The organism is Streptomyces sp. NPDC037301, assembly GCF_055602785.1.
The window spans coordinates 216,838-238,722 of the sequence record NZ_JBVJWD010000008.1; the positions used below are offsets into that span (position 1 = coordinate 216,838).

Consider the following 21,885-nt stretch of genomic DNA (forward strand, 5'->3'; position numbering starts at 1 on the left):
CGCCGACCCGGCCGCGGGCCCGAGCGGAGACGAGACCGTCCGTTTGTATTCGCCACGATCAGTTCGCGCTGGAGCTCGGCGAGTACGGAAGTATCCCGAACATCGCCCGGCCCTCCATCGTGGAAGTGTCGATGCCCTGCTCGATGACGTGCAGTCCGATCCCGCGCTCGCGCGGCTCGGCGCCGAGGGTCACCAGGTGCAGCACCGAACGGGAGAGCCGGTCGAGCCGGGTGACCTTCAACGTGCCGCCTTCGCGCCGCTCGCCTTGTCGACGTGGATGCTGTCGCGGTCGACGCCGGCCCGCAGCAGGGCGTCGATCTGATGATCGGGGTTCTGGTCGGCGGTCGAGATCCGGGCGTAGCCGATGAGCATGTGTCGGAAACTCCCGTGCGGACCGTTCACCGACGTTGATTCCCGACGCGGGTTGTCGACACTGTCCATCTGTGGGTTCTCGATCACGGGCCTGAGTGTCGGCAGACGCTCGTTTGCCGACACTTGAGCGCCGAAGGTGAGGCGCCAGGCAAGCGCTCAGCCTGGGATGAGTGCATCCCACTGATCTCGGGTCGGGCCGTCGTGCTTTGGCGAGAAGTCCGGGTGGGCAGCCAGCCAGGCAGTGACGTGTCGGTCCACTTCGTCGGTGCCGTAGGCGTCGGGGGCCAGTCGCAGGAGATGGCGTACCTGGGCTCGGGCTCTCATGACGACGGGATCGTCAAAGGCGCAGGCGGCCAGGGCAGCAGCCCGCCGATCTGAGGGTGGTGAGCTCTCGGCGAGGCGTTGCTCGTTGGCACGGTCGGCCGTCACCTGGGCGTCGAACCACGGGCGGAGGGCCTGTGCTGTCCAGGTGTGGTAGCCGATGGGGTCCGCGGCGATCTGGTCGGCATGGGTGGCGAGGTGCTGGGCGGCGCGCAGGCCGAGGGCCGCGCCATGGCCGAAGGTGGGGTTGGTGTGGATGAGGCTGTCCCCGGCGTTGACCAGGCCGGTGACGATAGGTCCGTCATCGTCGGCGAGGGCGGTCCAGCGGTTGTCCAGGCCGGCCATCGCCAGGACGGCTGACTGTGGTTCGGGGGCCAGGTCGAGCCAGGCGGCGGTGGCGGGGAAGCGGTGGGCGGCGGCCTCGAACACGGCGGGGTCGGTGAGCGCGCCGCGGGTCGGATCACCCGTGGAGAGCACCAGGCTCACCGCGAAGGTGTCGTTGTCGGAAGGGAAGACGCCGGCGAGCGCGAACGGTGAGGCCGAGCCGGTCTTCACCCGCCCGGGGTCACGCGGGCCGTCGGCACGCAGGCGATACCAACGGCACAGATAAGCGATCCCGGTGCGGTGGTTGTCGACCACGGGCGGGCGGCAGCCGGCAGCGATCAGCCAGGCGGGAACCAGCGAGCGACGACCGGACGCATCGACGACGAGGTCCGCCTGGTGCATTTCCGCGCCCGCCTGCACGCCGGTGACCCGGGCAGGACGGCCATCCCCGATGGTGAGGGCGCGCACCCGGCAGCCTCGCAGCACATCAACAGTGCGTTCCCGCCGCACGGCCGCGGTCAAGGCGGCCTCCAGTACGATGCGGCGGGTGCGCAGGGTCACCAAGTCCTCATCGCCAGCCCGATGCGGCGGATGCTCACCGAACCAGTCGAACTCGTGGTACTCCCGGGCTCCGCGTGCCAGCAGGTCCGCGTAGACATCAGGGGTCTCGGTGCGCAACACGGTGCGCACGGGCGCGAGGAGCGAGTGGGGCTGGATGGCCTGCGGGATTCGGGGCCTGTCCCAGTGGAAGAAGTCCCGGTTCAGGTCCGCTCCGGCCTGCCGCGCGTCCTGCTCGAACAACGTGACCGTGTGGCCCCGTCGGCCAAGCATGAGCGCCGTCCCCAGCCCGCTAATACCCCCACCGATCACCGCAACCCGCGCCACTGAGCTCCCCTTCGCGTCGTGTTGCGGAATGAGCCTACTGCTTGGCGATCTCCGGTCGAGAACCGGCGTCGTCCGTCGCGGTGCGGGGGCGGGGCACGGCAGCGGCCGGCGCCAGGTCGAGCCGCTTGTCCACGTCCAGGCGGAAGGTTCCGTACGGGTTGACGTTGGACCGGAACAGCGCGGTCAGGCCGCGCCGGTCCTCGCCCGAAAGCCTCGATGCCCATGCCGGTTCGGCCAAACCTGCTGGAGCAGCAGCGAGTGCACGCCCGTACGCTCAGACGCGATTGACGCGGTACACGTCCCGTACACAGAGGTTGAGGACCGTGGTGGCCACGATGGCACCGGCACAGACCAGGAGCACGGTCCGATCGGCCCAGGCATGTGCGGCGAGTGCGGTGATGAGGTAGCCGAGTGGGATGGCGACACGCTCCCCGACACCGTTGAACGAGCTCATACGGCCCAGTTCCTCCTGGGGCACGTGCTGTTGGAGCGCGGTGTTCCACGCCACGATGGCGACATCCAGTCCCACGCCCGCGAGCACGGCACTGAGCAGCACCCAGGGCAGGGCCAGGCCCATTCCCAATGCCGCCGGTGGCAGGCAGAGCCCGGAGCCGGTGACGACGGCAACGGCCAGCAGACGGTGGGGCTTCCAGCGCAGGCACACCACCGTCCCCGCAAGCAGCCCGAACGCGAACGCGCCCTGGACGAGCCCCCAGAAACGCGCCCCCGAGTAGTGCTCGGCGGCGACGACCGGGCCGAGGAGCTGAAAGCAGGCCAGCCATGCGGCGACCACGACCGTTCCGGCGGCGGTGTACGTCCACAGCCAGGTGCGGGAGCGGAAGCCGGACCAGCCCGCCCGCAGGTCGGCCAGGGCACTGCCCGTCGTGACCGGCGTGCCCAGCCGCAGGCCGAGCAGCAGGAGCGCTGCGACCAGGAAGGTGAGCGCATCCCACGACAGAGCCCACGCCGGGCCGTCGACCGCGACGATCAGACCTCCGACGACGGGGCCGAGCACCTTGACGGCATTGTTCGGAAGCCGGACCAGCGCATTGGCCTGCTGCAGGTGCTCCGCCGCGACGAGTTGCCCCACCACACCGATCGCGGCCGGCGCGGTGAAGGCCACGGCGACCCCCGACGCGAAGCCGCACGCGGCGATCGAAGCGGTCGTCGCATGATGCGTGGCCACCAGCACGGCGAGCACCCCCTGCGCGGCCGCGGACAGGAGATTGCTCAGAAACAGAATCCGGCTGCGCGACAGACGATCCGCGAGGACGCCGCCCGCGACGGTGAGGACGATCGTCGGTACGGAGTTGGTGGCCAGCACGACGCCGAGGGACCCGGCTCCGCCGCCCTGTCCGATCACCGCATAGGCGAGGGCGAGGGGAGCCATCGCGGACCCGGTCGCCGAGATGAGATTGGCGAGGACGAATCGCCGGAATGCGGCAACTTGCAGTGGTTTTAAGGGAGTTTTCGATAGTTCAACCGCGGCTTTCATCTTCCTCCTGTGGTCGCCCGGCGGGCACCCTATCCTGCTCCCGGAAGCAGTCGAAGCGGTGCGTGTACGGCCGCCCGCACCCGGGGCAGTCCGCCCTCCGCGGCTCCTGGGGCCACCCCGGCCGGCCGGCTCGGTGCCCGGGGCGGTGGAGAGGTGGTACTGGTAGTCCCAGCCGGTCGCGCCGGGTCTCATTTCGTGCCAGTCCGCTGACCGCAGAAGGTCATCCCCCTGCCGGCATCTGCAACGCTTCGTCCAGCACAGCTCCGCCGCGGCTCACGTGCCCTGCGCTCATCACACGCGTTGCTCGGCCAGGTCGATCCAGTGCTCGACGTCGCCCGGCGCGAAGTGCCTGATGGCCCAGTCGGCCATGCGCAGACTCATATGCGCCCAGGAGGGACGCAGGACATCGTCGGGCAGGCCGTCCAGAATGTCGTCGAGGCGGCTCGTGACGCCCGGGGCCTGCTCGTTCGCATGCAGCCCGAAGCGCAAAGTGACCAGGTCGAAACGGCGGTCGCCCCGGCCGGCGCCGTCCCAGTCGATGACGCCGGTGACCGAACCGTCGAGGGCGAGCAGGTTGCCGTGGTGAAAGTCGTGGTGCACGACGTCGTGCCCGGGCAGTTGGTGTGGGTGGTCGGCCCCGACCGACCTGATCCGCCGCTCCAGGTCACCGCTGCGCCGGCTGTGCCGACGCAGTGGCCCGTGAAGACAGTAGCCGGGGCCGTCGTCGAGCAGATACAGGTTCATCAACGGGACATCTGTACGTCCGGCCAACAGCCCCGCCTGCGACTCGTTCAGGGCCAGTGCCTGATCCAGCCCATGGTGGTCCAGACACTTCACCGGCGTGCCCGGCAGGCACTCCTGGACCAGAACGACCGCGTGATCCACCTGGACCGCCAACTCCGACGACGGGCAGGGATACCCCTGCGTGTGCAGCACTTCGCACACCGCCAACGGTCCCGCCCGCAGATCCTTGAGCTGCGTATCCGGCCGCCACTTCAGCACGGACCGGTGGCCGTCGGGCCACCGCACGTACGCGGCACCGACCTCCCCTCCCGGACAGGGTCCCTCCACCACCAGCCGGACACCTGTCTCGGCGTACAGGGCCTCTGTCACCCGGTCGGCATCAAGTCGCTCGGCGCGCGTCCAGTTCTGCGGAGATGTGGTCATCGGAGCATTCTCTGTTGCAGGCACCTGCCCCGCGGAAGGGGGTGCCGACGCCGCACTGCCGGCCCCGGACGGTCCGACGTCACGAAAATGCCTTGCCCACGGCGCCGCGCCGGCCCCACCATCTGCCCATGGAATCGATCACCGCCCCGCTGCCGCCGATCTCCGCCGCCCGCTCGGTGCGTGGTCAGCAGCAGCCCGGCGGACTGCGGAGACCGACTCCCGAACGCGCATGATGGCCGTCCTGGTCGCGGGACTTCTGGCCGGGTACGGCATTGCCATACCGGTGGGGGCGGTCGGTACCTACTTGGTGGGCCTCACCGCCCGGACGTCCCTCAGGACGGGGGCCTGTGCGGCCCTGGGTGTCGCAACCGCCGACGGTCTCTACGCGGTCGTCGCGGTGGTGGGGGGTTCCTCGCTCACACACGTGCTCACGCCGGTCATGCCGGCCCTGCGATGGGCGTCGGCACTGGTGCTGATCGCGCTGGCGGTCCGCGGCGGTACGGTGGCGATCGCGCGGTACCGGGGGCGGCGGACAGCGGCCCGGATCGGGACGGACCCCGTCAGTCCGGCACGGTCCTACCTGATGCTGCTTGGGATGACCATGATGAACCCCGCCACTGTCATCTACTTCGCGGCGCTCGTGCTCGGCAGCCGTACCACCGCCGACGCCGACCACCTGGAGCGGGCGGTGTTCGTACTGGCCGCCTTTGTGGCGTCGGCCAGTTGGCAGCTGCTGCTCGCCGGTGGGGGAGCGCTGCTCGGCAGGGCGGTGACGAGCAGCCGCGGGCAGCTCGTCACCGCTCTGGTCTCCAGCGTCCTCATCACGGCACTCGCCGTCCGGCTGCTGTGACCGTGCCGGGGAAGGGGGACGGCCCTTCCCCGGCACGGCCGGTCAATGGCTCGACAGCCCGCCTCAGTGAACCACTGTCCGCCTCAGTCCGCTGAAGCCGTCCACCCCAGCGCCTCGATGCCCGCGGCATCCCCGGACCGGCTCTCGTCGAAGACCGTCCGGTTGCCGTCCTCGACCCGGACGGCGTCCACGTACACCCCGCGCCCGACGTACAGCTGATCCGTGGCGTACCGCCACCGCAGCCGCACCTCCTTGCCGCGCCATGCGGCGAGGTCCGCGTCGAGACGGTGCCAGACCCGGCCGGACCAGCCGGAGACCGAGCCCGTCGGATGCGGTTCGGGATCCGGGTGGTGCTGACCGGCCATCGGTACGGTGGTGAACGGCACCGCCTGCCAGGTCGCCCCTGCGTCCGCCGACGCCTCCAGGAAGAGGAAATCGGACCCGGGCTCGGTGTCCCACCAGAGGGCCGAGCTCAGCCGGGCCCGCGACGACGCGAGACGCAGCGCGGGCAGCGTGAGCGTGGCGCCGGTGCCGCTCGCCAGTCCCGAGAACCATGCCGTACGCCCCCGGGCGGGACGGACCGCGACGGCGCGCGCCATCTGGTTGGCGGTGGCGACGCGCGGCGCGCTGCCGGAGCGCCAACTGCGCACCGGATGCACCGAGTTGCCGAGCACGATCAGGAACGAGTCCGTCGTGGGGTCCAGGACCAGACTGGTGCCGGTGAAACCGGTGTGGCCCGCGGTACGAGGGGTTGCCATAGCCCCCATGTACCAGTGCTGGTAGAGCTCGAAGCCGAGTCCGTGCGCATCGCCGGGGAACGCGGTGTTGAAGTCCGTGAACAGCAGGTCCACCGATTCCGCGGAGAGAATCCTCGCGCGGCCGTAGATCCCGCCGTTGAGCAGCGTACGGGCGAGGATCGCGAGGTCCCAGGCGCAGGAGAAGACTCCGGCGTGGCCCGCCACGCCGTCCAGACTGTACGCGTTCTCGTCGTGCACCTCGCCCCAGACCAGCCCGCGGTCGAGGCCGGACCAGGGGAGCCGGGCATCCTCGGTTGCGGCGATCTTCGGCCTCCAGGAGGCCGGCGGGTTGTACCGAGTGCGGTGCATACCGAGCGGAGCAGTGATCTGCTCACGGAGCAGGACATCCTCCGTGCGGCCGGTGATCTTCTCCAGGACCAGTTGCAGCGAGATCAGATTGAGGTCGGAGTAGAGGTAGACCGTGCCGGGCGGGTTGGCAGGCACCTCGTTCCAGAGCAGCTCCAGCTTCCCCTCCCGCGTAGGTGCCTTGTACAGCGGAATCCAGGCGCGGAAGCCAGACGTATGCGTGAGCAGCTGACGGATCGTGATGTCCTGCTTGCCGCCACCGGCGAAATCGGGCAGATACGAGGCAACCTTCGCCTCCAGCTCCAGCGTTCCGCGCTCGATCTGCTGCACGGCCAGGATCGAGGTGAACAGCTTCGACACCGAAGCCAGGTCGAAGACCGTGTCCTCGGCCATGGCGATCTGCTGGTCGGGCGGGAACTCCACCCCCGTGTCGGTCTTCTCGTCGTACGCCGCGTAGCGCACGGCCTTGCCGATCGGTTGGTGCAGTGCCACCGTGCCACCCCGCCCGGCGAGCAGCACCGCACCCGCGTACCAAGGGTGTTTGGGGGAGTTGGAGAGGAACTTCTCCGCATCGACCACCAATTGGTCCAAAGGTCCCTGCAACAACCCGGCACGGGCGGCGGATCCGCGCCGCAGCGTCGGCCGGGCCTGCCCGGATGCCGCGCTCGTCCCGATCCCTGAGTGCATACCCGACGACCCCGCCCCCGACTCCATGGCCGACGCCCGGTCCGCGAACGGAATCGGCGCCAGGGCGAGTGCTCCGCCCAGGGCCAGCATCCCACCGCCCAGCCTGCGTCGGCTGATCCCTCTGCCGGCCGCGTCCTCGGTCATCCGGAACCCCTTCCTGCTGCGCGAAAGTAACTTTCGAAATTTCGTCCGACGATGAAACTTCCTGCCGCCGCAGAGATTACTGTCACCACTGCTGTCGCGGAGGCCCCCGGCGTCACAAAGAATCTGACACTGCATCAGAAAATCTCTTCCCTCGGATGTCCGACTGCGGCATCCTGCGCCCCATGGAGACGGAGCTGAGCAAGAAACTGGGAGTCGAGCACGCCATCTTCGGCTTCACGCCGTTCCCCGCGGTGGCCGCGGCCATCACCCGGGCCGGCGGATTCGGCGTACTCGGCGCGGTCCGTTACACGGCCCCCGACGACCTCGCACGTGACCTGGACTGGATGCAGGAGCACACCGACGGCAAGCCGTACGGTCTCGACGTCGTCATGCCCGCGAAGAAGGTGGAGGGGGTGACCGAAGCCGATGTGGAGGCGATGATCCCGGCCGGACACCGCCAGTTCGTCCAGGACACCCTGGCCAAACACGGCGTACCGGAACTCGCCGAGGGTGAGGCGTCCGGCTGGCGCATCACCGGATGGATGGAGGAAGTCGCCCGCAACCAGCTCGATGTCGCCTTCGACTACCCCATCAAACTCCTCGCCAACGCCCTCGGGTCGCCGCCCGCCGACGTCGTCCGACGCGCCCACGACCAGGACGTTCTCGTCGCCGCGCTCGCCGGAAGTGCCAGACACGCCCGCCACCACGCGGACGCGGGCATCGACATCGTCGTCGCCCAGGGGTACGAGGCGGGCGGCCACACCGGTGAGATCGCCTCCATGGTCCTGGTCCCGGACGTGGTCGACGCCGTGCGGCCGCTCCCCGTCCTCGCCGCCGGCGGCATCGGCAGCGGAGAGCAGATCGCCGCCGGACTCGCCCTGGGCGCCCAGGGTGTGTGGCTCGGCTCCCTCTGGCTGACCACGGAAGAGGCGGACCTCCACTCCCGCGCGCTGACCCGCAAACTCCTTGCCGCGGGCTCCGGCGACACCGTCCGCTCCCGCGCGCTCACCGGCAAACCCGCACGCCAGCTCCGCACCGAATGGACCGACGCCTGGGACGACCCATCGGGTCCCGGCACCCTGCCCATGCCGCTCCAGGGCCTGCTGGTCGCCGAGGCCGTCTCCCGTATTCAGAAGTACGAGACCGGTGCGCTGCTCGGCACCCCCGTCGGTCAGATCGTCGGCCGGATGAACAGCGAACGCAGCGTTCAGGCCGTCTTCGACGATCTGACCCGCGGCTTCGAGCGCGCCGTGGACCGGATCAACCGCATCGCCGGACGGAGCGCCTCATGAACCGGCCGCCCAACGGCTTCTGGGCCCAGGCCGCCGCCGATCCCGGCCGTACGGTTCTGATCGCACCCGACGGCGAGAGCTGGACGGCGGGCCGGCTGCACGCCGCAGCCAACCGCCTGGTCCACGGACTGCGCGCGGCCGGGCTCCGACGGGGCGACGCCTTCGCGGTCGTTCTGCCCAACGGTGTCGAGTTCTTCACCGCCTACCTCGCCGCCTCCCAGGCCGGCTTCTATCTCGTACCCGTCAACCACCACTTCGTCGGCCCCGAGATCGCCTGGATCGTCGCCGACTCCGGAGCCAAGGTGCTCATCGCGCACGAGCGGTTCGCCCAGGCGGCGACCGCGGCCGCGGACGGGGCCGAGCTTCCGGCCGGCCACCGCTATGCCGTAGGCACGGTCGACGGCTTCCGTCCGTACGCCGAACTACTCGAAGGACAGTCCGACGCACCCCCCGAGGCCCGCACCCTCGGCTGGGTCATGAACTACACCTCGGGTACCACCGGCCGTCCGCGCGGCATCCGCCGTCCGCTCCCGGGCAAGCTCCCCGAGGAGAGCCACCTCGGCGGATTCCTCGGCATCTTCGGCATCAAACCCTTCGACGGCAATGTCCATCTCGTCTGCTCGCCCCTCTACCACACGGCCGTCCTCCAGTTCGCGGGAGCGTCCCTGCACATCGGGCACCCGCTGGTCGTGATGGACAAGTGGACGCCCGAAGAGATGCTGCGCCTCATCGACACCCACCGCTGCACCCACACGCACATGGTCCCGACCCAGTTCCACCGCCTCCTCGCCCTCCCCGACGAGGTGAAGCGGGGATACGACGTCACGGCCATGCGCCACGCCATTCACGGCGCGGCACCCTGCCCCGACCACGTCAAACGGGCCATGATCGACTGGTGGGGGCGGTGTGTCGAGGAGTACTACGCGGCCAGCGAGGGCGGCGGCGCTTTCGCCACTGCCGAGGACTGGCTGAAGAAGCCGGGCACGGTCGGCAGGGCCTGGCCGATCAGCGAACTCGCCGTCTTCGACGACGACGGCAACCGCCTGCCGCCCGGCGAGCTCGGCACCGTCTACATGAAGATGAACACCGGCGGTTTCAGCTACCACAAGGACGAGACCAAGACGAGGAAGAACCGCATCGGCGACTTCTTCACCGTCGGCGACCTCGGCATCCTCGACGAGGACGGCTACCTCTTCCTCCGCGACCGCAAGATCGACATGATCATCTCCGGTGGTGTCAACATCTACCCCGCCGAGATCGAGAGTGCCCTCCTCAGCCACCCCGCGGTCGCCGACGTCGCCGTCTTCGGCATTCCGCATCCCGACTGGGGCGAGGAGGTCAAGGCGGTCGTCGAACCGGCCGGGACACACGGGGCGGGGGAAGCGCTGGCCGCCGAGATCCTACGCCACTGCGAACACCATCTGGCCGGGTACAAGCGCCCCAGGAGTATCGACTTCATCGAGGAGATGCCCCGCGATCCCAACGGCAAGCTGTACAAGAGGCGGCTGCGCGATCCGTACTGGGAGGGCCACCAGCGGGCACTGTGAATCACCGTCCGAAGCCCGTTGCCCGTCGACCGCTCCCGGTCGGCCGAGGCGGCGGGCAGCCCTTGCCGAACGGACGGTGCCCACGAGATCACGACCGCCGCGGTGGGCAGCGCATTCGCCTCGGTCACGGCGACCGTCCTGGCCGCGGCCCTCTGGGCCCTGTCCGGGGAGACCGCGGCAGAGCGAGCCCGCGGGTGGCACCAGCCTGCGGACGACTCACCTCGCGTGGATTTCTGACGGACAGTCACCGACGCGATTCTCGGCGGGAACGGGGACGAAGGGTCGGCGCCCGACAGGGGCGAGACGACGCGCCCAACGGCTCAGAAGCGCCGTTTCCCAGCAGGTGGCCCTGCGCTAACGTCGATGGCCGAACACAGCTTCGCCTTGCACGGCGCCGGCAGCACTCGCTGCCGCACACCGAGAGGGAGGTACCTGTGCGCGCACTTGTCTACCTGGGGACCGGGTCCGTCGAGCTGCAAGAGCGTCCGGCGCCACGCATCGGCGCTGACGACGACGTAGTGGTGAAGGTTGCCGGCACCGGGATCTGCGGGACCGACCGCAAGATTCTCCTCGGTCGCTTCCCGGCAAGGCCGGGTGTGGTCCTCGGCCATGAGTCGGTCGGTCTGGTTCAGGAGGTGGGTGCCGGGGTGCGGTCGCTCGCGGTCGGGGACCGAGTGGTGGTCAACCCGACGCTGTACTGCGGTTGGTGTGCGCCGTGTGTGCGCGGGGCGACGAACTTCTGCCGGAACAAGGCGGGGACGGAGGTCGGCGTGGACCGTGACGGGACATACGCCGACGGCGTGGTGCTGCCGGAGCGGTTCGTGCGACGCGTTCCCGACGGGATGCCCTTCCGCAGCGCGGTACTCATCGAACCGCTCGCCTGTGTCCTCAACAACGTTCAAGCGGCCGATCTGACGGTCGACGACACCGTGGCAGTACTGGGCGCGGGACCGATCGGCGTGCTCGTCGCACTGGTCGCCGCCCGGACGGCGCGGTGCGTCATCGTGGCCGAGACGGACGATTACCGGCTGTCCGCAGCGCGCGACTTGTTCGAGTACGTGGTGGACGTGTCCCGAACGGACGCGGCCGAGGCCCTTGTGAAGGCGTCCGGAGGCGATCGGCCCGGCGTCGTGTTCGACACCACAGGGAGCGGTCTGGAGGATGCCCTGCGCCTGGTCGACGACGGCGGCCGGGTCGTCGTCATGGGCTTCGACGACAGCTACAGCGTGCCGCTGCGGCCGCTCCGGCTGACCAATCGCGGGATCCGGCTGATCGGTGCCGGTGACTTCCGAGGGGACACCTTCCCCGTGGCCGTCGACCTGGCGGGCGGTCTGGGACTGGAACGCCTGGTGACGCACGAGTTCCCACTGGAGGCGTACGAGGACGCGCTCGGCGCGCTGGGCGGGGTCGACCGCGACGGGAGGGGCAGTCGGTACGACGCCATGAAGGTTGTCATCCGCTCCGACGCCGGCCCGGCCGGCGCGGACGGCTGGCCGGTGGGCGCGTGAAGGGGCCGCGGCTGGGCTCGATCGAGTCCGGCGGGACGAAGTTCGTCTGCCTGGTCGGATCGGCGCCCGACCGGATCGAGGACGAGATCCGCTTCCCCACAGGAGAGCCGGAACCGACGCTGGCCAGAGCAGTCGCCTTCTTCGAGGAGGCCGCGGTGAAGGGGCCATTGGACGCCGTGGGCATCGCGTCGTTCGGCCCCCTCGAACTGCGCCGCTCGCATCCCGGCTACGGACGCCTTGCAGCGACGCCGAAGCCCGGGTGGTCCGGAGTGGACGTCGCGGGAACGGTCGCGGAGGCGCTCCGTGTGCCGGTCGCCATCGATACCGATGTCAACGGCGCGGCGCTCGGCGAGGGCCGCTGGGGCGCCGCGCGGGGCCGGGACACCTATGTGTACCTGACGGTCGGCACCGGCATCGGCGGCGGGGCGGTGATCGGGGGACGCGTCATCAACGGCCTGGTCCACACGGAAATGGGGCATCTCAGCGTCCCCCGGATACCGGGGGACGAGTTCCCGGGATCCTGCCCCTTCCACGCGGACTGCTGGGAAGGCATGGCGGGCGGCGAGGCCGTCGCCGCCCGCTGGGGACGACCGGCGGAGGAGCTGAGTGGTGAAGTGCTTCGACGCGCCCTGCAAATGGAGGCGGTCTACCTCGCCTCCGGGCTGCGCGACATCATCTACACCACCGCGCCCGAACGCATCGTGATCGGGGGCGGGATGGCCGTACTCCCCGGCCTCTTCCCCCTGCTGCGCGCAGAACTCGCCCGGTCGCTGGCCGGCTATCCAGGCCTGCCGGAGCATGCCGCCGACGACTTCGTGGTCCCTGCCGCCCTCGGCCCGCTCGCCGGACCGGCGGGAGGTCTGGTGCTGGCCGAGCGGGCAGCCGAGGAAGCACGGCACGTGGCCCGCGACGGGGCGGCGCGACCGTCCGCGGACGGCTCGGGCGCAGGCGTACCGCCGTTGGCGGCAGGGACCGTGTGAGCTGGGCCGCGAACGGGAAGGGTGGCCGCCATGACGATCGGCGACCATGTCGGCCTCGACACCCCGACCCGTGCGTGGCTGATGGAACGGGTGTTGCCCGGCCTGAGTCTGTCGGCGGTGAGCCCGTTGCCCGGCGGGTTCACCAACGACATGAGCCTGGTGACGACACGACAGGGGGAGCGGTACGTTCTCCGTCGCTACCGTTCCAGCGGGACCCGGATGCACCGCAACACCTGCGCCGTGGAGTCGGCCGTACTGGAGCGGGCGGCGCCGACCGTTCCGGTGGTCGACGTCGTCGCGTCCGATCCCTACGGGAACGCTACGGGCAGGCCCACGCTGGTCTACCGGTTCGCCGACGGCATTCCCCTCGGACAGGCGCTCGCCGAGGAGCCGGCCGCAGCCGAGGCGGCCGAACTCGGCGGCGCGGTGGGCGGGGTCCTGGCCCGGATCGCAGCGGTACGGCTGCCCCGGCCGGGCTCCTTCCACGATGCCACCCTCGTACCGGCCGAGGCGGGTGGCGAGGGAGCCGACCTGCCCGGTTTCGTCGAGCGATGCCTGGCCACCACCGGCGACGGCAACGCCTTGACATCCGCAGAGGCCGACGCGCTGCGCGGGCTCGCCGCGCGGACCGGGCACCGAGTCGCCGACGTGAGCGGGCACAGCCGACTGGTCCACTGCGATTTCAACCCCAAGAATGTGCTGGTCTCACGGGAGCGTGGCCGGTGGGACGTGGCGGCCGTGCTGGACTGGGAACAAGCGTTCAGTGGCTCGCCCCTCTACGACATCGGCAATATGCTGCGCTTCGCCCATCTGTATCCGCCCTCTTTCGTGGACGGGTTCGTGTTCGGCTACAGGGACGCGGGTGGTCTTCTGCCGAGCGACTGGCGTGAACTCAGCCGGATTTTGGACCTGTTCACCCTGGCGGACATCCTCACCGCGCCGCCCGACGCCGACTGTTTCGCCGCGGCACGGGCGGTGTTGCTCCGCCACTTGTCGGACGAACCGGGGCCGGCGACGGACCGTCCCGGCTGAGCTCCATGGTGCGGTTCTTCGCCGTACCACCCCGGCCACTGCACCGGAGCTCGCGCACCACCAGGCAGGCGCGGTCGCGCAGCGGGGCACCGAAGGCAGAAGTACGAGGCTCTGCCGTCTGCCGTCTGCCGTCCGGCCTCCCGGATCCCGCGATCCGGGACAGGAGTCACGCAGACCTCGAAGGTGTCGGGCCCAGCCGTCAGTCTCCGCCCGATTCCCTTCAAATACCCCTCCTCGCGCGTGCCCGTCCGTCTGTTCCGTCCCACTCCTCATAACCCTCTGCCACACCGTCACTTTCCGTACGGTGAAAATGCCTTACTCCAATGCCCGCGGTAATTACGCGGTCAGGAACGGGAAGATCAGAAGACGGATCCCCGATGTTCTTGGCCAATATGCACTCCTTAACAGGCTGATACGTTCTGGTCAGTGCAAAGTCGGGCCGTTATGCTTCCGTGAGTCGAAAGATCCTTGAACAAGGGAGAATTTCGCAGTGGACAACACGAGGCCGGAAAGCGTCTTGCGCCCCACTTCCGGGGAAGGGGTCACGGAAGCCGGCGGCGGGAAGCTGACGCTGACGCCAACGGTCAGATGCAATGGAACCCCGCCCACTCCGGAGCAGAAGGAAGGGCCCTTCTACAAGCCCGACACCCCGCACAAGCCCGACTTCAGAGGCGATGTGGAGGGCGGCACACCCCTGCTGCTCCACGGCAGCATCGTCACCCCTGAAGGCAAGCCCGTCGGCGGCGCGCTCCTCGACTTCTGGCAGGTCGGGGACGAGGGCGTCTACGACGAGGAGGGGTTCCGGCTCCGGGGCCACCTGTTCGCCGACAGCGACGGGAACTGGCGGCTGGAGACGGTGCTGCCCGCCGTGTACCCGGGCCGCACGCGCCACGTGCACGTCAAGGTGCAGCCCCCGGGCGGTGAGGTACTGACCACGATGCTGTACTTCCCGGACGAACGGCGCAATCACCTGGACAAGTATTTCCGGCCGGAGTGTCTGATGGATGTCCGTCGGACCGAGGACGGCTGGGATGCCGCGTTCACCTTCGTGCTGGACATCTGAAATTCCAGCGCCGGGATTCTCTCCGCACGGGAAACCGTGATTCGCGGGGGCTGTTCCGTGCGGATGGAACGGCCCCCGCCAAAGGGCACTTGCCGGGCACGTCGAAATTCCACGTCGTGAGCAGCAGGAGACACATGGTCGACTTGACGCACGCCCAAGAATTGATCTACTACCCGGTCAGCGACTACCTGATGGATCACGGTGAAGGGATCTATCTGTACGACGCGGACGGGAATCAATACATCGACTGCGCGTCCGGCACCTTCAATCTCAGCCTCGGCTACAGTCACCCCGAAGTGGTCAAGGCGATGCGCGACCAGGTCGAACGGCTGGTACACGCGACGTCGACCTTCCAGACCAAGCCGGTCAACGACCTGGTGCGACGCCTGGTCGAGGTCAGTCCCGAGAACCTCACCAAGGTGCACCTCAAGGTTTCGGGCGGGTCCACCGCCAACGAGGGCGCGGTCAAGATGGCCCAGATCAGCACCGGGCGGCGCGATGTCATCACCCTCTTCCGCAGTCATCACGGCCAGACCATGATGACGACCACCATGTCGGGTGAGTCCTTCCGCAAGGCGCCCTTCCCGCATCTGATGCCCGGCGTGGTCCAGGTCCCCGACCCCTACTGCCTGCGCTGCTTCTACCGGCAGACACCCGACAGCTGTGGACTGCTCTGTGTCGAGCGAGTCAACGACTTCCTCGACCACGCCAGTTCGGGCAGCGTCGCCTGTGTCGTCGTGGAACCGATCTCGGGCAGCGGCGGGAACATAGTGCCGCCCGACGGATATCTCGCCGCGCTGCGCTCCCTCTGCGACGAGCGGGGCATCGCGCTGATCTTCGACGAGATACAGACGGGCATCGGCCGGGTCGGCCGGATGTTCGCAGCCGAGCACTACGGCGTGCGCCCCGACATCCTGACCACCGGCAAGGGGCTGGGCGGCTCCGGCGCGCAGGTCGCCGCCATCATCGCCGACGAACGGATGTCCGGGCTCGGCAGCGACCACCACTCGTTCACCTACGGCGGCAACATCCTGGCGGCTGCAGCAGCGGCGACGACCCTCGATGTCATCGGCCGCCCCGGCTTCCTGGAGAACGTACGAGCGGTGGGCGCCCACATCATGGACCGGCTGCGGAGGCTCGCCACGGCGCACCCGTCCATCGTGGACGTGCGCGGCCTCGGTCTGATGATCGGCATCGAAATCGGTGACGAGGACGGCCGCCCCCACAGCGACCGGGCACAGGCTCTGGCACGGCGTGGGATGGAACACGGGCTGATCCTGCGGACCTCACGCTACGGCCGGGGCAACGTCATCAAGATCCGGCCGCCGCTCATCATCACCCGAGCCGAAGCCGACCTGCTCTGCGACCGGCTCGACGCACTCTTCACCACGGAGACAGCATGAAGGACTACGTCGTACAGCTCGCCTCATCGGTGCGCGACGAGGTACTGGCCGCGCAGAACCGGCTCGACAGCCGGCTCGTGCGAGGCCATTCACCCGGTGGCGACGCGCAGTTCGGCCTCGACGACGTCGCGGAGGCCGCCGTCTGGAAGCACGTCGTCGACGGCGGCATACCGGTCGCCGTCTACTCCGAGGACCGTGGACTGCAACTCCACGGCGCCGCACCCGAGTACCTGCTCGTCGTGGACCCCATCGACGGCACCAGGCCCGCCGTCGCCGGACTCGAATCGGCCACCGTCTCCGTGGCAGTCGCCCGGATGTCCGACCGCCCCCGCATCGCGGATGTGGAACACGCACTGCTCATGGAGATGAGGACAGGGGCCTACCTCTACGGGGAGCGCGGCGCGGACGCGGTGACCGCCCACGGCTATGCGCACCCCGTACCGTCCCTGACCACGACCACCGACCTCTCCCGCATGTTCTGGTCCCTCGAATTCAACGGCCACCCCGCACATCTGATGACCGGCGCATACGGCCACCTCATCGACCGCTCCGCGAACACCGGTGGCGTGTTCGTCTTCAACAGCGCCACGTACTCCATCTCCCGCCTGCTCACCGGTCAGCTCGACGCGTACGTCGACATCGGCAACCGGCTGCTGCGCGACGACCCCGGGCTCCTCCCCGAGTTCGAGCGGGTCGGCAACGGACGCGTGCTCCATCTGTTCCCCTACGACATCGCCGCTGCGGTCTTTCTCGCCGAGAAGGCCGGCGCCGTCATCACCGACGGCTACGGCGAGCCGCTCGGGAACACCGCGCTGACCGACCTGAGCGTCGACAACCAGCGCTCCTGCGTGGCCGCCTCCAACCCCGAACTCCACAAGGCGCTGCTGGAGGGGATCCGGTGGAGGGCCTGACCCGACAGGAACACGACGTGTGCCCACCCGTTCCCGACGACACCGCCGAGTTCCGTGCGCTCCTGGACCGGCTCTCCGACAAAGCGACTGCGGACTACTACAACCCGTACACCACCTTCGACTGGCCCAAGGCGATTCCCACCGACGACTTCTGGATGTCTCCGGAACTGCTGACGGTCCACGGCACCGAAACGATGCAGACCCTGACCCCGGAGCAACTGCACGCTCTGAGCCGCTGGGAGAGCGTCCACTTCTACAGCCTGAACGTGCACGGCATCAGGGAGTTGCTCATCGAGGTCATGCGGCGGATCCACAAGCCCGGCTTCGAGACACCCTCGGAGTTCTTCCACCACTTCATCGGCGAGGAGAACGACCACATGTGGTTCTTCGCCACGTTCTGCCTCAAGTACGCCGACAAGATCTACCCGGACAAGAAGCTGAAACTGCCTGAAACCCCAAGGGACGCGGCGATCGAGAACTTCCTGGTGTTCGTCCGCATTCTGGTCTTCGAGCAGATAGTCGACCACTACAACGTCCGACTCGCGGCCGACGAACGGCTGCACACGACCATCCGCCACATCAACCGCCTCCACCACCAGGACGAATCCCGCCACATCGCCTTCGGGCGACGACTGGTGCAGCTGCTCTGGGACCGGCTCCTGGCGGCCGGCATCGATGAACGGACCCGGCGCGAGACCAGCGCCTACGTCGGCCGCTACATCGCCACGAGCATGGAGTCGTTCTACAACCCCGCGGTCTACCGCGACGCGGGCATCGCGGACGGATACGCGCTCCGACAGCGACTGCTCGCCCACCCCGCCCGGCAGGCCGCCCATGCCCGGGTGCTGCGCAAGACCACGGACTTCCTCACCCGGATCGGAGTACTCGATGCCGGGTACTGACTCCGCAGCCCGCACCGGCCCGTGGACCGTGCGCGACGGTCTCGCTTCCTTCGGAGAGCCCGCGACCGTACTGCTGCACGCCCTGGACGATGTGTTCACGGACTGGGGGACCCGGGCGGGAGCCACGCGGATGACGTTCCCGCCCCTGCTCAGCGCCGACGACCTCCGCACCCTCGATTACTTCCGCAACTTCCCGCACCTGGGCAGCCCCGTCTCCCGCATCCGGCCCGACCGACTCGACGCCCACAGCCGCAGTGCCGCCGACGGTCCCGTGCCCGCGCGGGACCTCGCGGACGCCGACCACCTGTTGCCCTCCGCCGCCTGCTACGGCTGCTTTCTGCACTTCTCCGGAACCACGACGGAAACCCCCCTGCGGGTGAGTACGGTCGCCCAATGCTTCCGTCACGAAGACCACTACGACGGACTGCGCAGGCTCTGGGGCTTCACCATGCGGGAGATCATCTGCATCGGCTCCGCCGAGCAGGTCCGCGACCACCTCGAATACCACCATGCACAGCTCGCCGCCTTCGCCGCAGACCTCGGCCTCACCCTCTCCCGGCAGCCGGCGACCGATCCCTTCTTCGAAAAGGAGGGCGCGCGCACCGTCATGCAACTGCTCGCGCCGGTCAAGGACGAATACGTGCACACCGACGGCACCGCCGTGGCCTCGATGAACAACCACCGCAACTTCTTCGGGGAACGCCGCTCCATCGCCTACGCGGAAGGGCCCGCGTTCACCGGCTGTGTCGCGTTCGGGCTGGAACGCTGGGTGCATGTACTGAACGAACGCTTCGAGGGCGACCTCCGCGCCGCCGCCGAGGCCGTACGGAAGGCCGGAGAAGGGGAATGAACCGGCTTCAGTTCGCCCTCGGCATCGACCTCCCGCTGCTTCAGGCAGGTATGGGAGGCATCGCGGGGCCCGAATTGTGCGCCGCGGTCTCCCGGGCCGGGGCGGGGGGAGCCCTGGCGCTCTACAAGAAGCCTCCGGAACGGGTACGTGAACTGGTACGAGCCGTCATCACCTCGACATCCCGCCCCTTCGGCGTGAACGTCATTCCCGAGGTGACCGGCCCCGCTCTCTGCCGGGCCCAGCTCCGCGCTGCTCTGGACCAGCTGCCCGGGCATGCCTTCGTCACCAGCTTCGGACTACCGGACGCCGACGCGGCGCACGACGTCGTACGGTCGGGCCGTGTTCTGGTGATCCAGGTCGGCACGCTCCACGACGTGGACGCGGCCCTCCGGCTGGGAGCGGGGGTCCTTGTCCTCCAGGGCACCGAGGCAGGCGGGCACCTTCTCGGTGAACTGCCCGCGGCGCGCTTGCTGCATGAGGCACGCGCCCGGTACCCCGACGCCGTGCTGGCGGTGGCGGGTGGCGTCGCGAGCGGTACTGATCTGGTGCGGGTCCTGACGCAGGGCGCGGACGGGGCCATGGCCGGAACTCTCTTCATCCCCACGGTGGAGTCCGCCGCCCATCCCTACTACAAACAGCGTGTGGTCGACGCGTCGGCGGACGACACCGTCGTCACCACACGATTCGACATCGGCTGGCCCGCCCGGCCGCACCGCGTACTGCGGAACTCCCTGACGGGGCAGGCGCCCCGGCACCCTGCGACTTTCATCGCGACGACCGGGGCGGGGGGCAGACGGCTGCCCGTCCCCCGCTACAGCGCGGCCGTCCCGGTGGCCGCAACGGTGGGCCGTATCGAGGAGATGGCCATGTACTGCGGCCGATCCTGTTCCAGGGTCGCCGGACAGCACCCGGCCGCCGTCCTCGTCGAACAGTTCCGCCGCACCTATGAGGCGGCCGGCCAGTCCCGCGGCACATCCACGGAAGGTGGATCATGGAAGACGCGCTCAAACCGGTGACCGACTGGTTGCGGGCCAGGAATCCGGAGGCCGGGGTGATCCCGGCCGATCTCGACCTGATCGAGAACCGGATCATCGACTCCCTCGGTTTCATGGAGTTCATCCTGCTGCTGGAAGACCTCGTCGGCCGCGAGCTCCCCTTGGAAGAACTGGACGTGGACCGCTTCCGCTCGCTTCAGGCGATACACGACAACTTCCTGTCCCCGTCGGCTCCGAGCGTGCCGAAGCACACTCCGTAGTAAGAAGGAGGTCACATCGTGGAGCACGGACGGGTCGTCTCCATGCATCTGGCTCCTGCCGCAGGTGCCCCCACGTTTGTTGTCACGCTGGCCCGCGCCGTCGCGGGACGCGGCCTGGAGGGCGACCGCAACTACTGGGCAGGGGCCGGGCCGCGTCCCGGGCAGCGGGGTACCAGCCGTGCGACCGGCGTCTGCGACGTCACCCTGATCGAGCTCGAAGCCCTGGAGGCACTTGCCCAAGACACCGGCATCGAGCTGTCCCCCGCGCAGTGCAGGCGCAACGTCGTATGCCAAGGCATACGGCTCAACCCGCTGGTGGGAACCGAGTTTCAAGTCGGCGGGGCCACGCTCCGTGGACTTCGGCTGAGCGAACCCTGTGTCCGTCTCGAACGGCTGACCGAGCCCGGCCTCGTGCGCGGTCTCCTCCACCGAGGGGGTCTGCGCGCCGAAATCGTCCAAGGCGGCCCGATCCACGTCGGGGACCCGGTGGGTCATGGCAGCGACATCACTGTCCGACACCGATGAGACGACCGCCTCACACCGAGGAGCACCGCCCATGACCGACACCGGCACACCTCCGGGAAACCCCCGCTCCTTGGAGGCCCGGGTACACATACCCGCCGCAGGACCCGCCGACCTGCGCGACGCGGTCCGAGAAGCCCTGGGAGCCGTGCACGCTCCACCCGCACCCCCAGGCACGTCGGCAACGGCCCGGTGGTACCGCACCACCTCCGGAGACTGGGGGCTGGCGGCGAGCGGCCTGCGAGCCGAGGTCAGCGTGGACTGGGACGGCCCGGAACTGCGCATCGTCGGCAGCGTCGACACGGCGGGCCCGGCGGCGATCACACGCCTGTTGGCGGACATCGCCCAAAGGCTGCCGGGTGGCCCGCAGGACCGACTCCGGCACACCTCGCCGACACCTCCTGCCGGGGTGAGCGACAGCAACGCCCTGATTCCCTGCATTCCGCCCCCTGAGCCCGCGGTGTCGGCTGCGTACCGTCTCCCGTCCGAGCTCTTCGAGCACGCGGTCATCCGCTCACCCGCCGCAGCCGCCCACCTCGCCCTGCATGTCATGCTCCGTGCCCCGGACATGCGCCCGAGCGCCGGCCTCGCGGTTCTCATCGACAACGGCTGCGCCGGAGTGGACAGTACGGCGGCCTGGTCACGGTCGTGTCTCGTCGCGGACTCACTCGATCTCGGCCCGTCCGTCACGGTGGCGGAGGTCCTGGCCCGCCGGCGCCAGGAGCACCGCCACCCCCGGGGCCACCCCACGCGGCCCCGCCCGGCATTCGTGTTCGACTGCTCGGGTCCGCCTGCGGTACCGGACGGCTGGCTCCTCCAGTCGTGGACCTACCTGGTCGCAGACGCGGTCCACTGCTCGCTGAGCGGTGCCGAAGGGCGTTACCGGCTGCGTGCCGAGGCACCACGAAACCTGGTGCGACAGTCCCGCCTGAACCTGCTTGTCGCGCTTTGGGCCGACGTCCTGACCACGTTGGTCACCCATCAGGACCACCCCCTTGACAGCCTCGACGTCCTGGGCTCCGCCGTTCCTTACGCCTCCGCGTAACCTGTGGTCAGCTCCGAACCGCGGGGCAACGCTGTACGCGCCGGCTCGGCGAAGCAGAGGCCGCGGGCCTGTCGGCCGGATGCTGCCGCATGAGGTTGAGGGCCCTGATGCGTCGTCGGTCCGTGCCCGGGGCGGCGGCAGCCCGAAAACGAGTGGCATGTCCTCGTGCACTCCACATACCTTGTGCGCTCGTGACCGATTCCCACAAGCGTTCATCGAGTGGCTCG

General features: G+C 69.2%; 20 protein-coding genes and 1 pseudogene. 15 read left to right on the forward strand and 6 right to left on the reverse strand.

Features of this window, described 5'->3' with window-relative positions:
- Positions 1-58: 58 nt before the first annotated feature.
- The 5 genes and pseudogenes from ACZ7IB_RS16270 to ACZ7IB_RS16290 all read right to left on the reverse strand — a co-directional run bounded on the left by ACZ7IB_RS16270 (position 59) and on the right by ACZ7IB_RS16290 (position 4,564).
- Positions 59-441: pseudogene (locus ACZ7IB_RS16270) on the reverse strand (recombinase family protein).
- A gap of 87 nt (positions 442-528) precedes the next feature.
- Entirely contained in the window at positions 529-1,848 is a 1,320-nt protein-coding gene (locus tag ACZ7IB_RS16275) for an FAD-dependent oxidoreductase (RefSeq protein WP_470913114.1), read from the reverse strand.
- A gap of 88 nt (positions 1,849-1,936) precedes the next feature.
- On the reverse strand, positions 1,937-2,140 hold the full coding sequence (locus tag ACZ7IB_RS16280; RefSeq protein WP_470913115.1) for a hypothetical protein: 204 nt from the start codon (positions 2,138-2,140) through the stop codon (positions 1,937-1,939).
- Positions 2,141-2,176: 36 nt separating this feature from the next.
- A complete protein-coding gene (locus tag ACZ7IB_RS16285; RefSeq protein WP_470913116.1) occupies positions 2,177-3,397 on the reverse strand; it encodes an MFS transporter in 1,221 nt (406 codons plus the stop codon).
- Positions 3,398-3,688: 291 nt separating this feature from the next.
- Positions 3,689-4,564 carry a phosphotransferase gene (locus ACZ7IB_RS16290; RefSeq protein ID WP_470913117.1) on the reverse strand — a complete coding sequence of 292 codons (876 nt, stop codon included), beginning with the start codon at positions 4,562-4,564 and terminating at the stop codon, positions 3,689-3,691.
- Positions 4,565-4,793: 229 nt separating this feature from the next.
- On the opposite strand from ACZ7IB_RS16290, the gene ACZ7IB_RS16295 reads away from it, so the two are divergent.
- Positions 4,794-5,414: a LysE/ArgO family amino acid transporter gene (locus tag ACZ7IB_RS16295; protein WP_470913118.1), complete on the forward strand. Its 621-nt coding sequence runs from the start codon at positions 4,794-4,796 to the stop codon at positions 5,412-5,414.
- A gap of 83 nt (positions 5,415-5,497) precedes the next feature.
- On the opposite strand, the gene ACZ7IB_RS16300 is transcribed toward ACZ7IB_RS16295, so the two are convergent.
- Entirely contained in the window at positions 5,498-7,348 is a 1,851-nt protein-coding gene (locus tag ACZ7IB_RS16300; RefSeq protein ID WP_470913119.1) for a serine hydrolase domain-containing protein, read from the reverse strand.
- 182 nt (positions 7,349-7,530) lie between these two features.
- Here ACZ7IB_RS16300 and ACZ7IB_RS16305 point away from each other — a divergent pair, with 182 nt between their 5' ends.
- The 14 genes from ACZ7IB_RS16305 (at position 7,531) to ACZ7IB_RS16370 (ending at position 21,658) form a co-directional block, all read left to right on the forward strand.
- Complete coding sequence (locus tag ACZ7IB_RS16305; protein WP_470913120.1) at positions 7,531-8,640, forward strand: NAD(P)H-dependent flavin oxidoreductase; 1,110 nt, start codon at positions 7,531-7,533, stop codon at positions 8,638-8,640.
- On the forward strand, positions 8,637-10,187 hold the full coding sequence (locus ACZ7IB_RS16310) for an acyl-CoA synthetase (RefSeq protein ID WP_470913121.1): 1,551 nt from the start codon (positions 8,637-8,639) through the stop codon (positions 10,185-10,187). The genes ACZ7IB_RS16305 and ACZ7IB_RS16310 overlap by 4 nt, the downstream gene beginning before the upstream one ends.
- Before the next feature lie 434 nt (positions 10,188-10,621).
- Positions 10,622-11,695 (forward strand): zinc-dependent alcohol dehydrogenase, encoded by a 1,074-nt coding sequence (locus ACZ7IB_RS16315; RefSeq protein ID WP_470913122.1) that lies wholly within the window; start codon positions 10,622-10,624, stop codon positions 11,693-11,695.
- On the forward strand, positions 11,692-12,675 hold the full coding sequence (locus ACZ7IB_RS16320; protein ID WP_470913123.1) for an ROK family protein: 984 nt from the start codon (positions 11,692-11,694) through the stop codon (positions 12,673-12,675). Before ACZ7IB_RS16315 ends, ACZ7IB_RS16320 begins: the two co-directional genes overlap by 4 nt.
- A gap of 30 nt (positions 12,676-12,705) precedes the next feature.
- Complete coding sequence (locus tag ACZ7IB_RS16325) at positions 12,706-13,707, forward strand: phosphotransferase family protein (RefSeq protein WP_470913124.1); 1,002 nt, start codon at positions 12,706-12,708, stop codon at positions 13,705-13,707.
- Positions 13,708-14,224: 517 nt separating this feature from the next.
- On the forward strand, positions 14,225-14,770 hold the full coding sequence (locus ACZ7IB_RS16330; protein ID WP_470913125.1) for a dioxygenase family protein: 546 nt from the start codon (positions 14,225-14,227) through the stop codon (positions 14,768-14,770).
- A 134-nt stretch (positions 14,771-14,904) separates the two neighbouring features.
- Positions 14,905-16,173 (forward strand): aspartate aminotransferase family protein, encoded by a 1,269-nt coding sequence (locus tag ACZ7IB_RS16335; protein ID WP_470913126.1) that lies wholly within the window; start codon positions 14,905-14,907, stop codon positions 16,171-16,173.
- On the forward strand, positions 16,170-17,084 hold the full coding sequence (locus ACZ7IB_RS16340; RefSeq protein ID WP_470913127.1) for an inositol monophosphatase family protein: 915 nt from the start codon (positions 16,170-16,172) through the stop codon (positions 17,082-17,084). The genes ACZ7IB_RS16335 and ACZ7IB_RS16340 overlap by 4 nt, the downstream gene beginning before the upstream one ends.
- A 17-nt stretch (positions 17,085-17,101) precedes the next feature.
- The gene (locus tag ACZ7IB_RS16345) at positions 17,102-17,986 is read left to right on the forward strand and encodes a diiron oxygenase (RefSeq protein ID WP_470913128.1); all 885 of its coding nucleotides are present in this window, start codon (positions 17,102-17,104) and stop codon (positions 17,984-17,986) included.
- Positions 17,973-18,836: an aminoacyl--tRNA ligase-related protein gene (locus ACZ7IB_RS16350; protein WP_470913129.1), complete on the forward strand. Its 864-nt coding sequence runs from the start codon at positions 17,973-17,975 to the stop codon at positions 18,834-18,836. Before ACZ7IB_RS16345 ends, ACZ7IB_RS16350 begins: the two co-directional genes overlap by 14 nt.
- Positions 18,833-19,852 (forward strand): NAD(P)H-dependent flavin oxidoreductase, encoded by a 1,020-nt coding sequence (locus ACZ7IB_RS16355; protein WP_470913130.1) that lies wholly within the window; start codon positions 18,833-18,835, stop codon positions 19,850-19,852. Before ACZ7IB_RS16350 ends, ACZ7IB_RS16355 begins: the two co-directional genes overlap by 4 nt.
- Positions 19,828-20,091 carry an acyl carrier protein gene (locus ACZ7IB_RS16360; RefSeq protein WP_470913131.1) on the forward strand — a complete coding sequence of 88 codons (264 nt, stop codon included), beginning with the start codon at positions 19,828-19,830 and terminating at the stop codon, positions 20,089-20,091. Before ACZ7IB_RS16355 ends, ACZ7IB_RS16360 begins: the two co-directional genes overlap by 25 nt.
- Positions 20,092-20,109: 18 nt before the next feature.
- Complete coding sequence (locus ACZ7IB_RS16365) at positions 20,110-20,616, forward strand: MOSC domain-containing protein (RefSeq protein ID WP_470913132.1); 507 nt, start codon at positions 20,110-20,112, stop codon at positions 20,614-20,616.
- 31 nt (positions 20,617-20,647) lie between these two features.
- Positions 20,648-21,658: a hypothetical protein gene (locus ACZ7IB_RS16370; RefSeq protein ID WP_470913133.1), complete on the forward strand. Its 1,011-nt coding sequence runs from the start codon at positions 20,648-20,650 to the stop codon at positions 21,656-21,658.
- The last annotated feature ends 227 nt before the right edge of the window (positions 21,659-21,885 follow it).

Excerpts from the sequence above, each read along its gene's own strand:
- ACZ7IB_RS16275 (WP_470913114.1), bottom strand. The coding sequence starts at position 1,848 with ATGCTTGGCCGACGGGGCCACACGGTCACGTTGTTCGAGCAGGACGCG.
- ACZ7IB_RS16285 (WP_470913116.1), bottom strand. The coding sequence starts at position 3,397 with ATGAAAGCCGCGGTTGAACTATCGAAAACTCCCTTAAAACCACTGCAA.
- ACZ7IB_RS16290 (WP_470913117.1), bottom strand. The coding sequence starts at position 4,564 with ATGACCACATCTCCGCAGAACTGGACGCGCGCCGAGCGACTTGATGCC.
- ACZ7IB_RS16295 (WP_470913118.1), top strand. The coding sequence starts at position 4,794 with ATGATGGCCGTCCTGGTCGCGGGACTTCTGGCCGGGTACGGCATTGCC.
- ACZ7IB_RS16300 (WP_470913119.1), bottom strand. The coding sequence starts at position 7,348 with ATGACCGAGGACGCGGCCGGCAGAGGGATCAGCCGACGCAGGCTGGGC.
- ACZ7IB_RS16305 (WP_470913120.1), top strand. The coding sequence starts at position 7,531 with ATGGAGACGGAGCTGAGCAAGAAACTGGGAGTCGAGCACGCCATCTTC.
- ACZ7IB_RS16310 (WP_470913121.1), top strand. The coding sequence starts at position 8,637 with ATGAACCGGCCGCCCAACGGCTTCTGGGCCCAGGCCGCCGCCGATCCC.
- ACZ7IB_RS16325 (WP_470913124.1), top strand. The coding sequence starts at position 12,706 with ATGACGATCGGCGACCATGTCGGCCTCGACACCCCGACCCGTGCGTGG.
- ACZ7IB_RS16335 (WP_470913126.1), top strand. The coding sequence starts at position 14,905 with ATGGTCGACTTGACGCACGCCCAAGAATTGATCTACTACCCGGTCAGC.
- ACZ7IB_RS16340 (WP_470913127.1), top strand. The coding sequence starts at position 16,170 with ATGAAGGACTACGTCGTACAGCTCGCCTCATCGGTGCGCGACGAGGTA.
- ACZ7IB_RS16350 (WP_470913129.1), top strand. The coding sequence starts at position 17,973 with ATGCCGGGTACTGACTCCGCAGCCCGCACCGGCCCGTGGACCGTGCGC.
- ACZ7IB_RS16355 (WP_470913130.1), top strand. The coding sequence starts at position 18,833 with ATGAACCGGCTTCAGTTCGCCCTCGGCATCGACCTCCCGCTGCTTCAG.
- ACZ7IB_RS16360 (WP_470913131.1), top strand. The coding sequence starts at position 19,828 with ATGGAAGACGCGCTCAAACCGGTGACCGACTGGTTGCGGGCCAGGAAT.
- ACZ7IB_RS16370 (WP_470913133.1), top strand. The coding sequence starts at position 20,648 with ATGACCGACACCGGCACACCTCCGGGAAACCCCCGCTCCTTGGAGGCC.